Below are 13,244 nucleotides of genomic sequence, written 5' to 3'. Positions count from 1 at the left end.
TGTCGGGTAAGTTCCGACCTGCACGAATGGCGTAACGACTTCCCCGCTGTCTCCAACGCAGACTCAGTGAAATTGAATTCCCCGTGAAGATGCGGGGTTCCTGCGGTCAGACGGAAAGACCCCGTGCACCTTTACTATAACTTTACACTGGCATTTGTGTAGGTATGTGTAGGATAGGTGGTAGGCTTTGAAGCAAGGGCGCCAGCTTTTGTGGAGCCATCCTTGAAATACCACCCTTATCCACATGGATGTCTAACCGCGGTCCGTTATCCGGATCCGAGACAGTGTATGGTGGGTAGTTTGACTGGGGCGGTCGCCTCCGAAAGAGTAACGGAGGCGCGCGATGGTGGGCTCAGAGCGGTCGGAAATCGCTTGTTGAGTGCAATGGCATAAGCCCGCCTGACTGTAAGACAAACAAGTCGAGCAGAGACGAAAGTCGGTCATAGTGATCCGGTGGTCCCGTGTGGAAGGGCCATCGCTCAACGGATAAAAGGTACGCCGGGGATAACAGGCTGATGACCCCCAAGAGTCCATATCGACGGGGTTGTTTGGCACCTCGATGTCGGCTCATCGCATCCTGGGGCTGAAGCAGGTCCCAAGGGTTTGGCTGTTCGCCAATTAAAGCGGTACGTGAGCTGGGTTCAGAACGTCGTGAGACAGTTCGGTCCCTATCTGCCGTGGGTGCAGGAATATTGACAGGATCTTTCCCTAGTACGAGAGGACCGGGATGGACGTATCTCTGGTGGACCTGTTGTCCTGCCAAGGGCATAGCAGGGTAGCTACATACGGAATGGATAACCGCTGAAAGCATCTAAGCGGGAAACCAACCTGAAAACGAGTATTCCCTATCAGAGCCGTGGAAGACTACCACGTTGATAGGCTGGGTGTGGAAGTTGGGTAACCAGTGAAGCTTACCAGTACTAATAGCTCGATTGGCTTGATCGTTCTCATTGACTATTATCATCTTTTTTGCCCTTTATAGACCTGGTGGCTTTTGCGGAGTGACTGCACCCGTTCCCATTCCGAACACGGCCGTGAAACGCTCCAGCGCCTATGGTACTTCGTCTTAAGACGCGGAAGAGTCGGTCGTTGCCAGGTCTATAAAAGGCAATCCATGAAAACTTGTAATCATGGTTCATTTAAAAAACTCAATCTATATCGCGGGGTGGAGCAGCCCGGTAGCTCGTCAGGCTCATAACCTGAAGGTCGCGGGTTCAAATCCCGCCCCCGCAACCAAGGTCCAAGTATAAAAAATAAAAATCACCCAACATATCAAAATATATAAAATCACTAAAAGTAATTGAATTGATATGAATGATATAAAAGAAGAAAAAATCCTCCAAGTTCTCGAAACTCTTTATATTCCCGAAAGTCAAAAAAATATTGTCGATATGAATCTCGTATCTGAAATTTTTATCGTTCAAAAAAAGGTGTATTTTTCAATAACGGTACCGATGCATCTTGCTAAAAATCTTGAACCTTTGCGTTTAAAGGCTCAAGAACTTGTCATTGCTTTACCAGAAGTAAAAGATGCTATTGTTACTCTTACATCAGACCAAAAAATAAATAAAAAAACAGTATATAACCCAAAACCTCTTCCAGGAGTTTGTTCAGTTATCGCTGTAGCATCTGGGAAAGGCGGCGTAGGAAAATCTACTACAGCAGTTAATTTGGCATTAGCATTACAAAACCTGGATTTAAAGGTTGCTATTCTTGATGCTGATATTTATGGACCATCTTTACCAAGACTCCTCAATATTCAGGGAAAACCAGAAATATTAGAAGGAGAAATTCTTAAACCTATGGAAAATTATAACATAAAAGTTATGTCAATAGGTTTTCTTGTAGATGAAGAAGCTGCATTGATTTGGCGTGGTCCTATGGTTCAATCTGCTTTGATTAAGATGCTTAAAAAAGTTAATTGGGGTCAATTAGATATTCTTATAGTAGATATGCCTCCAGGAACAGGAGATGCTCAATTAACAATAGTGCAGCAAATTTCTCTTTCTGGTGTAGTTATAGTTTCTACACCACAAGATTTAGCTTTGATTGATGCACGCAGAGCAGTTACTATGTTTAATAAAGTACAAGTTCCTGTTCTTGGAATAGTTGAGAATATGAGTTATTTTATAGCTGATGATACTGGCTTATATTATGATATATATGGTCGTGGTGGGGCTTCTGATGAAGCTAAACGTCTAGGTGTAGAATTTTTAGGCGCCTTGCCTTTTGATATTGATATTAGGATTTCTTCAGATATTGGGATGCCAATTTTTCTTTATAAGCCAGAAAAAGATATAGTCATTACATATCAGCAGATTGCTTCACAGATATGGGAAAAAATTTCCAGTGGAATTTCTAATAAGATATAGAATAGTTATCTTGATATGTTGTAAATAGGTCCTTAAGTAAATTAAAATTTTTGTAACGTAAATTGTGAATAAATGATGCTTATCATGGTTTATATTTCATGTTTGACTTTAGTATGGAGGAGTTAATATTAATATATTATTTTTTTACTTATTCATATCAACAATAAGTTCTAATTCCTTAGCTTAAAGTTAAAACATTTGATAAGTAAAGGATAAAATAATATTTCTATTATCTAGAAGGTCATTTGGAATAAATTAAGGCTGATATTTGTAATGATTGATACTTACCGAACTCATTCTAAAATTGATAAATATCAATTGTTTTATCTTACGTTAGAATCTATAGGTGTCGTTTATGGAGATATAGGTACCAGTGTTTTATATGCTTTTAGAGGTGCAGTGAAACCTTTAGAAGCTAATGGTTCTTTAGATAGGACAGAAATTATTGGTGTAACGTCAATAATGATATGGATTCTTACAATTATTGTAACAATAAAATATGTATTGTTATTCTTAAGAGCTGATAATGATGGTGAAGGGGGAACGTTATCGTTACTTGCCTTATTATTAAAAAAAGATTGCATTAAAAAAACAATATTAATTTTTCTTGGGTTAGCAGGCGCTTCTTTGTTTGTAGGCGATACCATGGTAACTCCAGCGCTTTCTGTGCTTTCTGCTATAGAAGGTTTAAAGCATGTTGCTCCAGGGCTAGAAGATTTTATTATGCCTATTTCTATAGGTATATTGGTGCTGTTATTTGCTGTTCAGTCACATGGAACTGGAGCAATGGCGCGTTTTTTCTTTCCTGTAATGATAGTTTGGTTTACAATTCTGGCTATTTCAGGAATTTTAAATATTGTTAATGATTGGAGTATTTTAGCTGCTTTAAATCCTATTTATGCTATAAAATTAATTATGAAAGAAAACCATCTTATTTTTTTCATACTTGGTTCTGCGTTTTTAACAGTTACAGGAGCTGAAGCTCTTTATACAGATCTTGGACATTTTGGACGTCGTCCAATCCAGTATGCTTGGATGGTTGTTGTATTTCCTGCTTTGACCCTTAATTATTTAGGGCAGGGAGCTCTAGTTCTTGCAAAGCCTGAAGCAATAATTGATCCTTTTTATTTAATGTTTCCAAGCTGGTTTTTGCCATTTGCAATTTTTATGGCAACATGTGCAACTGTTATTGCCAGTCAGGCTGTAATAACAGGGATGTTTTCATTAATACGACAAGCAATCAATTTAGGTTTTTTCCCCCGTATGCAAATTCTTTTTACATCAGAGAAATTTAAGGGACAAGTATTTTTGCCAAGTGTTAATACATTTTTGTTTTTAGGAGTGATTGCATTTGTAATTAATTTTAGAAGCTCTGACGCGCTTACCACTGCTTATGGTATTTCTGTAAGTGGTACTATGCTTATTTCTACTATGATGTTTTCTATATTCACCCAAGTATATTGGCATTGGTCATTACTAAAAACTATTGTGATTGTGTTTCCTATTTTATTAGTTGAAATTATATTTTTTGGAGCAAATATACTTAAAATTTTTGAAGGTGGTTATATACCTTTATTAATTGCATGTATCTGTATGATAATTATGTGGACATGGAGACGTGGCACAAATCTTTTATCTACTCTTACACGTCATACAGATATTCCTTTAACATCTTTTATTAGTTCGATTGAACAATCTACAGAGCAGCATGCTCCTGTGAAGGTTCCAGGAACAGCAATTTTTTTTACGAGTGACCCTCATTCTGTTCCTACTGCGTTACTTCAAAATATAAAACATAACCACGTTATACATGAACAGAATATTATTTTAACAATAAATACGGCTAATAAGCCGCGTATTTCACAAGAAAAACGCTTTATAGTTGAACGAATATCTGAACGATTTTCACGTGTAGAAATGATATTTGGGTACATGGAGGTACAGAATGTTTCTCAGGCACTTGCAATGCTTAGAAAAAATTCTCTAAAGTTTGAAATTATGACAACTTCATTTTATTTAGGACGTCGCAAATTAGTGCCGAATTCATGTTCTGGAATGCCATCTTGGCAAGATCATCTCTTTATTATGCTACTTAGTCTTTCTGAAAATCCTTCTGATTATTTCTATTTACCTGCGAATCGAGTAGTAGAACTCGGTTCGCATATTTGTATATAGATTTGTTATACTGGGAAGGACTTATTAATTTAAAAAATTATATGTCTTTATTACATAGGATAAAGGGATCTTAGATTGTAATTTTTAAATTAATGCGTTCTATGAGTTTATAGTGAAAGAAAAATATATAGCTCAGTGTAAAAAAATAAAGCGAAAGTTATATTGAGGAATAGATTTTTTGTTTTATGTTTGTTCTTTTAAATTTTATGAAATTACAATAATCCATAATTATGAGAAGCTTGTTTCTATTTCTTAGGAAGAAGTTTATCGGTTTAGCGTGATTGTAGAGGTTTTGTGTTCGTTTGTTACACTCATTTTTACAAAAAGAAGAGTAGAGGAGATTGTTAAGGAGTTGCAAAAAAGTTTCATATAAGTTTTATTCATGTATTAGATTTGAAATTACTAAAATAGAACATGATGATAGTTCTGTTTATGTCAGAAATACATGTTAAGAAGTATGAATTATTGATGATCGAAGTGATAATATTATCAATATAGAGCTGCAAATTCCTGTAATAACTTCTGGAATATGTATGATAGTTTGTAAAAACATGATAACAGATAGTAATGCTATAGCATAGAATGCTCCATGCTCTAAATAGCGATATTCATTGAGTACATTTTTTCTAAGCAATGTCATGGTCATAGAACGAACGTATATAGCGCCGATAGAAAGACCTATTACTATTATAGGTAGGTTTCGTGTTAGCGCAAAGGCACTCACGACACCATCAAAAGAAAGACTTGCATCAAGAACTTCAAGATATATAAAAGTTGCTAAACCTTGCTTTGTTTTGTTAGAAATATTTTCTGAAGAATTATTAAATAGTAATAGTAATCTTTCCAAGAAAGCAATAGCAAGGAAAATGAGGATACTGCATAGAGAAGAATACACAAATATCATTTGTTTTTTTTGAGTTAAGGTGTAAGAAAATGATAGAGTTGCAATTAATACGCAAGCAATTTCTAAGTATTTAATTTTTCCTAAACGGGACATAGGAATTTCTATAGATTTAATCCAATGTATCTTTTTTTTACTATCAAAAAAGAAACTCAAACTGACTAACATTAAAAATGTACCGCCAAATCCTGCAAGTGGTAAATATGCTTTATTGATAATTTCTAAATATTCTTGAGGATAAAAGATAGCAATTTCAATAGCTTTAATTGGTGTAATCTGGGCGATTATACAGATAATAGCTATAGGGAATATAATACGCATTCCAAAAACAGCTATTATTATTCCCCATGTTAAGAAACGTTCTTGCCAAACAGGAGATATTCCTTTCAATTTTTTTGAATTCAGTATAGCGTTATCAAAAGAAAGAGAAATTTCCATAATTGCCAAGAAACTACAAATTAGCAAAGTTTTTCCTGCACCAAATATCGTTCCAGTTGTTTTCCATCCAATGCAGATGCTTAAAAAAATACCAACTATAGTAATCACAAAAGGCCAGTAAAAACCTTGAAAAATGCTTTTATCTATTTTTTTCATATAAATTTCAGTAAAACCTTTATGTATAATTTTTTGAACTCAATAAAAATATTAACAATACAATTAATTATAAAGATGCTATGGTTAATCTAATTCATATAATGAAGACTTCTTGCTGGGATTAAGTTGAATTAAGTTTTTGTTGTCGTCAATAAAAAAATTCTATCTAACGCAGTTTGTAAAATTAAGGTTGCAGCAATCGAATCAATTTTTTCTGATTGTTTTTTCCTTGAGATATCCATGTTAATGAGCATTCGTTTGGCAGCTACAGTAGAAAGTCTTTCATCCCAAAATATGAAAGGAATATCTGTTTTTTCATTCATATTTTTTACAAAATCGCGTGTAGCTTGGGCTCGTGGACCTTCTGAACCGTTCATATTAATTGGAAGTCCAATAATAAAGGCACTAATTTTTTCTATTTTTGCAAAAGCCAGTAATATATCGGCATCTTGAGTAAATTTCTTTCTTTTAATAAAAGGACGAGGGCTTGCAATCCGTTGGCTAAGATCAGAAATAGACATACCAATAGTTTTTGTTCCCAGATCAATTCCTGCTATAGGTTGTTTTGGCTTTAGAATTTTAGAAAGTTCTTCAATAAAGATAGTAGTCATTGTAATTTTTCTTGTCAAAGACAACGATAGTGTGTTTAAGAGAATGTATGTTAATTGATCATATAGAACTAAATTAGATTTTTAGTATAAAAGATTGATATATGTTTTTGAATATATAATTTAAATGGAGTTTGAAAAATGAAAGTAGTCTGGCTTGGACACTCTGCTTTTTTTGTTGAAAATAGTAAATCACGAATTCTTATAGATCCATTCCTTTCTGGCAATCCAAGCTTTTCATGTATTAATAAAAGTGATGTTGTAAAAGATTTAACGCATATTCTTTTAACACATGGACATGCTGATCATGTTGGAGATACGATAAGTATTGCTAAGGATACTGACGCCGTTGTATTAGCTAATGCAGATTTAGCTTCTTGGTTAAAGCTTCAAGGAGTGGATAAAATTGAAATGGGTAATACAGGTGGTACTATCGATTTTGGAGATTTTACAGTGACGTTTGTCAATGCTTTGCATTCTTCCGCGCATATAACCTCTGATGGTGTATCGCATTCTTTAGGGAATGCCAATGGTTTGGTCCTTCATTTTAACGATGAACCAACGCTGTATCATATGGGAGATACTGATATCTTTTCTGATATGAAACTTATTGAAGAGCTTCATCAACCAGTTATTGGTTTGGTTCCAATTGGAGATCGGTTTACAATGGGTGGAGGAGTTGCCGCATTAGCTTGTCAGCGTTTTTTTAACTTTTCAAAGGTTATACCTTGTCATTATGGTTCATTCTCAAGTATTGATGCAACTCCTGATAAGTTTGTAGCAGCTATGCATGGGAGTATAGAAAAAGTAGAATTGTTAACACCTGGAAGCATTTTGTCAGTTTAGAGACAAACCATGAATAAAAATTTGGAGTAAGAAATTAATGTCTATAGATAGACATACTATAAAACATATTGCACGTCTTGCTCGTATAGGTATGACGAATGATGATATTGATTATATGGCAATACAACTTGAAAATATTGTTAAGTTTTTAGATCAGATTTCTGAAGTGGATGTTGAAAATGTGGAGCCGATGGTATCTGTAATGCCTATGAAGATGAAAAAACGGGATGATATTATTACTGATGGCAAAAAAGAAAAGGAGGTTATTTTTAATGCCCCCGCAGTACAAAATAATTTTTTTCTTGTTCCAAAAGTGGTTGAATAAATTATTATATCAGAGATTTATCGAATTTAATTTAAAATAGAAGGGTTGTTGCTGTGTCAGAACTTAATCTCATGAGTATATCAGAGATTCGAGATAAGTTGAGGTTAAAAGAATTTTCTTCTGTAGAACTCACTGAGTCATATCTTAAGTCTATAGAATCTTCTGATTCAAAGATTAATGCTTATGTTGAGGTAACAGCAGAAAAAGCTCATGATATGGCTAAAGAATCTGATAATCGTATTATTGCTGGTAAAGCAGGTAATCTAGAGGGAATACCTCTCGGTGTTAAAGATCTTTTTGCTACTAAAGGAGTTCATACACAGGCTTGTAGTCATATTCTTGATGGCTTTAAGCCTTTTTATGAGTCGACAGTAACTCAAAAATTATGGGATGATGGGGCTGTGATGCTTGGCAAACTGAATATGGATGAGTTTGCTATGGGATCTTCTAATGAAACTTCTTATTATGGTCCTGTTGTAAATCCGTGGAAACAGAAAGATTCTGAAGCCAATCTTACACCTGGGGGTTCTTCAGGGGGTTCAGCAGCTGCGGTGGCTAGCTTTTTATGCGCTGGTGCGACAGCTACTGATACAGGAGGTTCTATTCGTCAACCTGCATCTTTTACTGGGACCGTTGGTATAAAACCTACTTATGGTAGGTGTTCTCGTTGGGGAATGATTGCTTTTGCATCATCTTTAGACCAAGCTGGGCCAATTGCACGTAGTGTACGTGATTGTGCTATTCTGTTAAACTCTATGGCTGGTCCTGATGATAAGGATGCAACTTGTGTTGATCTTCCTGTTCCAGATTACGAGAGTTCTATTGGTAAATCTCTTAAAGGTATTAAAGTCGGTATTCCAAAAGAATATCGAGTAGATAATATGTTTAATGAAGCTGAAATTTTATGGCATAAAGGAATAGACTGGCTGAAAGATGCTGGAGCAGAAATTGTTGATATATCTCTTCCGCATACTAAATATGCATTACCCGCCTATTATGTTATTGCTTCAGCAGAAGCTTCTTCAAACCTTTCTCGTTACGATGGAGTTCGTTATGGTTTGCGAGTTGAGGGTGATGATCTTATTGATATGTATGAGAAAACACGTTCTGCTGGTTTTGGTAAGCAAGTTAAATGTCGTATAATGATAGGTACATATGTGCTTTCATCTGCTCATTATGATGCCTATTATCTGCGTGCACGTAAGATTCGTACTCTTATAAAACATGATTTTGATCAAGCATTTGGAGATGGTATAGATACTATTTTGACTCCAGTAACGCCTTCATCAGCCTTTATGCTTGGTGAAAAGGAACAGCCTGTTGACTTAATAAAAAATTATTATACTGATATTTTTACAGTTACTGTTAATATGGCTGGCTTACCTGCTATATCAGTTCCTGCAGGTTTATGTAATAAAGGCCTACCTCTTGGTTTGCAGTTAATTGGTAAGCCATTCCATGAAGAAACATTGTTTACTACTGCATATGCTATTGAACAAGCTGCGGGGGTTTTTCGTCCTGAGAAATGGTGGTAGTTTTTTATATTTGTAATCTTGAGTTGTGTAAAATTTCTAACAGCTTAGGTTTAATATTGGTATAATTTAAGATATGTATTGAGTATCTCAATAATATTTATTTTTAAGGCTTGTCTATTCTATGATCTTTATTGATACGCGTTTTCCTGAACCAAAGCGGTTCATTGCTGGTAAAACAGGTAATTGGGAAGTTGTTATAGGAATGGAGGTTCATGCACAAATAACGAGTGCATCAAAATTGTTTTCTGGTGCGTCAGCAGATTTTGGAAATGAACCTAATAGCAATGTAAGCTATTTTGATGCTGCTATGCCAGGTACGTTGCCTGTTATTAATTCGTATTGTGTCTGTCAAGCAATCATTACCGGGCTGGGTTTAAATGCTTGTATAAACAATTATTCTGTTTTCGATCGTAAAAATTATTTTTATCCGGATTTACCTCAAGGATATCAAATTTCACAACACAAGCAGCCAATTGTTGGAGAGGGGAAGGTTCTTATTTCAATTCCTCAAAATGATTGTGGTGATTTTGAAACTATAGAAATTGGGATTGAGCGTTTACATTTAGAGCAAGATGCAGGTAAATCTATTCATGATCAGCATGTAACAATGTCTTGTATTGATCTTAATCGTTCTGGAATAGCGTTAATGGAGATAGTCTCTAAGCCTGATTTGCGTTCTTCTGTCGAAGCAAAGGCTTATATAAGTAAATTAAGAAATATTTTGCGTTATCTTGGGACCTGTGATGGTAATATGGAGAAAGGTTCTCTACGTGCAGATGTTAATGTTTCTGTTCGCCGTCCAGGAGAAAAAATTGGTACCCGTTGTGAGATAAAGAATGTTAATTCTATTCGCTTTTTAGGGTATGCTATTGAATATGAATCTCGTCGGCAGATTGAAATTCTTGAAGAAGGTGGTATTGTTGAGCAGGAAACACGTCTTTTTGATCCTTCTAAGAATGAGACACGTTCTATGCGTACTAAGGAAGATGCGCATGATTATCGTTATTTTGCAGATCCAGACTTGCTACCCTTGGAGTTTGATGATGATTTTGTGAATAGCTTAAAAGCTAAACTACCAGAATTACCTGATCAAAAAAAAGATCGTTTTGTTTCTCAATTTGGTCTTTCATCGTATGATGCTTCAATTATAGTAATGGATAAGTCCATTGCAGATTATTTTGAATGTTTGGTTATTGGTCGTGATGCTAAAGTTTGTGCGAATTGGGTTATTAATGACTTATTGGGTGCTTTGAATAGGACAGGAAAAGATATTAATTCATCTCCAGTTTCTCCAGATCAATTAGGAACTGTTATTGATTTGATTAAGGATGGGACAATATCTGGGAAGATCGCTAAAGATCTTTTTGAAAAATTATGGAATACAGGTGGGGATCCCAAACAGATCGTTGAAGAATTTGGTATGAAGCAGGTTACTGATATATCGAGTATCGAGCAAGCAATTGATAAAGTTATTCAAGATAATCCTGATCAGGTTTCTCGAGTGAAAATCAAGCCCAATCTTGTTGGTTGGTTTGTTGGTCAAACAATAAAATCTACTGGAGGTAAGGCTAGTCCGCAAGTAGTTCAAGAATTAATTAAAAGAAAGCTTGGATTGGAAAGCTGATTATTTAAATTTATGTGGTGCAGTAAAGGTGATTGTGTAGTATTTATACAATAACAATGAAGTATATTTAATGGTTGTAAGTTAAAAAAATATTTCCTAGGTTCTAAATTTTGTTTATAAGTCAAAAGATAAATAGAAAAACAATTGGTATTTCTATTATACTTTTATGTTAATATAAAGGATTAAATTATGATAAAGGTATTGGTGTGGTTTCAATTTTTGATAAAGTAGCTGATATAATAGCTGATACTACGGAGATTGATCGATCTAAAATAACGCCTGAAAGCCATGCGATTAATGATTTGGGTATAGATAGCCTTGATTTTTTAGATATAGTATTCGCTATAGATAAAGAATTCGGAATTAAAATTCCGCTTGAGAAATGGACGCAAGATATTAATGCAGGAAATAATGATACTGAAGAGTATTTTGTGTTAAAAAACTTTTGTGTCAAGATTGAAGAATTATGTAATGAGAAAAATTCTTCTATTAATTAATGAGAGTTTAGAAAATATGAAGCAGTATCTTTATAAGATGTAAAGAGTTGCGTTTAAAAATGAATATTTTATGCATTTAGAATACTTCCAAATGATAGATCGTGTAATTGAGGTATCTCCTAGTCGTGATATTTTGCGGGCACGTTCTATAGTTCCAGATACAAGTCCTGTTTTTGAAGGACATTTTCCTGGTTATCCTCTTGTTCCAGGTGTTTTATTAATTGAGACTATGGCACAGGCTTCTGGATTTCTTATTTTGGTTGCGACAAATTTTATTTATATGCCATTTCTTATGTCTGTAGATTATGCGAAGATGCGTTCTTTTGTAAGGCCTAAAGCAGTGCTTGATATTGAAGTAAAGTTAGAGCATGAAGGGTCTGGGTTTGCAGTGACTAAATCTAAAATTTTATTTGAAGGAAAAAAAATTGCTGATACTCAATTAAAATTTCGTAATGTTTCTTTTAACGAAGTTCCTTTGAGTAAGGTTATTCGGTCTCGATGTGAAGATTTAGGTTTGATGTCTTTTTCTGATTTATGTTTTAAAAATGATTGTAAATCATGAATTCTGAAAATAATAATGTTGTTATTACAGGGATTGGTATTGTTACATCTCAAGGTATAGGGGTGGATATTCACTCTATGCTTTTAAGTAATGATTCTATGCCAGTTCCATGTGTTGAAAAAGAGAAATTTTCTCCGTACCCTATACACCCTTTTCCAGAGATTGATTGGTCTGAGCAAATTCCTAAGCGTACTGATCAACGTCAGATGGGCAACTGGCAACGTTCAGGTGTTTATGCTGCTGGATTGGCGCTTGAGGATGCAGGTTTAAAAGGAAATATCGCGGCATGTGATACAATGGATTTAATTGTTGCTGCTGGTGGTGGTGAGCGTGATATTGAAGTAGATACTTTAATTGTAGAAGAAGCTCTTAAAGTTTCTGATAGAGAGTCTCTTCTTAATAAAAAGCTTATGACTGAGCTACGTCCAACATTGTTTCTTTCCCAGCTTTCTAATCTTTTAGCTGGTAATATATCTATTATTCACAAAGTCACAGGTTCTTCTGATACATTTATGGGTGAAGAGGGAGCAGCTATTTCTGCAATAAAGACCGCCTCTATGCGGATAATGTCTGGACAGTCAAGGCATGTATTGGTTGGTAGTGCATTTTTTGCAGAGCGTATGGATATTATATTATCTGTTGAGGGAATAGGGGCACATGCTCTTGGAGATTGGCAGCCAGTGTGGTCTCGTAACGAATCGGCAGGTGGCGGTATCATTCTCGGTTCTGCAGCAGTTTTTTTGCTCCTTGAATCTTTTGAATATGCACAACAGCGTGGGGCGTATATTTATGCCAGACTCAATTATGTCGAAGGTGATCGTGGTTCTCGTGATGCAGGTTTTTTTGAAGATCGATTTAAAAAATTAATTGAAAATGCAAAAATAAATATTGATGATTATCCTTTGCTTATGTCAGGAGCGAGCGGTATGATAGATTTAACGCTTAGAGAAATGACTGTATTGCAGAATATTTTTCGAAATTCTCCTATCCGTGGTTACAGCAGTATTTTTGGACATACTATTGAAAGCCAATTCGTATTAGGAGTAGCTTTAGCTGCTATTTCTCTTGGTTCCTGTTGTAAAGTTCCTATTTTTCATTCAAAATTTGAGAAACCCATGTTAACTCCTGCGTATAGTGCCATTGTTACAACTGTTGGTCATCAGCGTGGTGAAGGAGTTGCGGCTTTGACGGTTATTTAAAGAGAC

11 protein-coding genes, 1 tRNA gene and 2 rRNA genes (1 of these 14 only partly in view) are annotated in these 13,244 nt (G+C 35.1%); 12 read left to right on the top strand and 2 right to left on the bottom strand.

Going from position 1 to position 13,244, the window contains the following annotated elements; all coding sequences use genetic code 11:
- The 5 genes from B488_RS04755 to B488_RS04735 form a co-directional block, all read left to right on the top strand.
- Window positions 1-945, top strand: a 23S ribosomal RNA gene (locus tag B488_RS04755); it begins 1,856 nt to the left of the window's first position.
- Between the two features lie 38 nt (window positions 946-983).
- Window positions 984-1,098: ribosomal RNA gene (rrf, locus tag B488_RS04750) — 5S ribosomal RNA — on the top strand.
- Between the two features lie 61 nt (window positions 1,099-1,159).
- A tRNA-Met gene (locus B488_RS04745) sits at window positions 1,160-1,236 on the top strand.
- Window positions 1,237-1,310: 74 nt separating this feature from the next.
- Entirely contained in the window at window positions 1,311-2,372 is a 1,062-nt protein-coding gene (locus B488_RS04740) for an Mrp/NBP35 family ATP-binding protein (RefSeq protein ID WP_015273401.1), read from the top strand.
- Window positions 2,373-2,645: 273 nt separating this feature from the next.
- Complete coding sequence (locus tag B488_RS04735; RefSeq protein ID WP_015273400.1) at window positions 2,646-4,547, top strand: potassium transporter Kup; 1,902 nt, start codon at window positions 2,646-2,648, stop codon at window positions 4,545-4,547.
- Between the two features lie 448 nt (window positions 4,548-4,995).
- Here B488_RS04735 and B488_RS04730 read toward each other — a convergent pair whose 3' ends face one another.
- Both B488_RS04730 and ruvX read right to left on the bottom strand, forming a co-directional pair.
- On the bottom strand, window positions 4,996-6,042 hold the full coding sequence (locus B488_RS04730; protein ID WP_015273399.1) for a DUF475 domain-containing protein: 1,047 nt from the start codon (window positions 6,040-6,042) through the stop codon (window positions 4,996-4,998).
- 131 nt (window positions 6,043-6,173) lie between these two features.
- Window positions 6,174-6,653 (bottom strand): Holliday junction resolvase RuvX, encoded by a 480-nt coding sequence (gene ruvX, locus B488_RS04725; protein ID WP_015273398.1) that lies wholly within the window; start codon window positions 6,651-6,653, stop codon window positions 6,174-6,176.
- A gap of 138 nt (window positions 6,654-6,791) precedes the next feature.
- Here ruvX and B488_RS04720 point away from each other — a divergent pair, with 138 nt between their 5' ends.
- From B488_RS04720 to B488_RS04690, 7 genes are all read left to right on the top strand, one after another.
- Complete coding sequence (locus tag B488_RS04720; protein WP_015273397.1) at window positions 6,792-7,496, top strand: metal-dependent hydrolase; 705 nt, start codon at window positions 6,792-6,794, stop codon at window positions 7,494-7,496.
- A gap of 37 nt (window positions 7,497-7,533) precedes the next feature.
- Window positions 7,534-7,821: an Asp-tRNA(Asn)/Glu-tRNA(Gln) amidotransferase subunit GatC gene (gene gatC / locus B488_RS04715; protein ID WP_015273396.1), complete on the top strand. Its 288-nt coding sequence runs from the start codon at window positions 7,534-7,536 to the stop codon at window positions 7,819-7,821.
- Between the two features lie 53 nt (window positions 7,822-7,874).
- Complete coding sequence (gatA, locus tag B488_RS04710) at window positions 7,875-9,356, top strand: Asp-tRNA(Asn)/Glu-tRNA(Gln) amidotransferase subunit GatA (RefSeq protein ID WP_015273395.1); 1,482 nt, start codon at window positions 7,875-7,877, stop codon at window positions 9,354-9,356.
- 121 nt (window positions 9,357-9,477) lie between these two features.
- On the top strand, window positions 9,478-10,980 hold the full coding sequence (gene gatB, locus B488_RS04705; protein WP_015273394.1) for an Asp-tRNA(Asn)/Glu-tRNA(Gln) amidotransferase subunit GatB: 1,503 nt from the start codon (window positions 9,478-9,480) through the stop codon (window positions 10,978-10,980).
- A 200-nt stretch (window positions 10,981-11,180) separates the two neighbouring features.
- A complete protein-coding gene (locus B488_RS04700) occupies window positions 11,181-11,477 on the top strand; it encodes an acyl carrier protein (RefSeq protein WP_172792756.1) in 297 nt (98 codons plus the stop codon).
- A gap of 70 nt (window positions 11,478-11,547) precedes the next feature.
- Entirely contained in the window at window positions 11,548-12,039 is a 492-nt protein-coding gene (locus B488_RS04695) for a 3-hydroxyacyl-ACP dehydratase FabZ family protein (RefSeq protein WP_041770746.1), read from the top strand.
- Window positions 12,036-13,238, top strand: a complete 1,203-nt coding sequence (locus tag B488_RS04690) for a beta-ketoacyl-ACP synthase (protein ID WP_015273391.1) — start codon at window positions 12,036-12,038, stop codon at window positions 13,236-13,238. Before B488_RS04695 ends, B488_RS04690 begins: the two co-directional genes overlap by 4 nt.
- Window positions 13,239-13,244: the final 6 nt, after the last annotated feature.

The organism is Liberibacter crescens BT-1 (assembly GCF_000325745.1).
GTDB lineage: Bacteria > Pseudomonadota > Alphaproteobacteria > Rhizobiales > Rhizobiaceae > Liberibacter > Liberibacter crescens.
This window is presented reverse-complemented; position numbering and strand designations above follow the sequence as displayed.